This window comes from Staphylococcus gallinarum (genome assembly GCF_000875895.1).
Classification (GTDB): Bacteria; Bacillota; Bacilli; order Staphylococcales; family Staphylococcaceae; genus Staphylococcus; species Staphylococcus gallinarum.
This window is the reverse complement of the sequence record NZ_JXCF01000261.1, coordinates 1-241: the sequence shown is the minus strand read 5'-3', so window position 1 is coordinate 241 and position 241 is coordinate 1. Positions and strand designations below refer to the sequence as shown.

Below are 241 nucleotides of genomic sequence, written 5' to 3'. Positions count from 1 at the left end.
ACTTGCAGCTCCAAAAGTTTCTGGTGCATTAGCCTTAGAGATTGATAAATATAAATTGAAAGATAATCCTGAAAAAACTTTAGAAATATTTAAGAAAAAAGGGATTGAAAAAGAAAAAGGTATGGATAAAAAACATTATGGAAGAGGAAAACTGGACGTATACAAATTACTTAAAGATTGAAGGGAAATAATATGATTGCTATTAATATTGTAGGTGAGGTAGATTCAACTCTTACTGAAA

General features: G+C 28.6%; 1 pseudogene. It reads left to right on the top strand.

Annotated features, from left to right (window positions below):
• Nucleotides 1-181: pseudogene (locus SH09_RS16800) on the top strand (S8 family peptidase); the annotation flags it as partial.
• Nucleotides 182-241 lie beyond the last annotated feature (60 nt).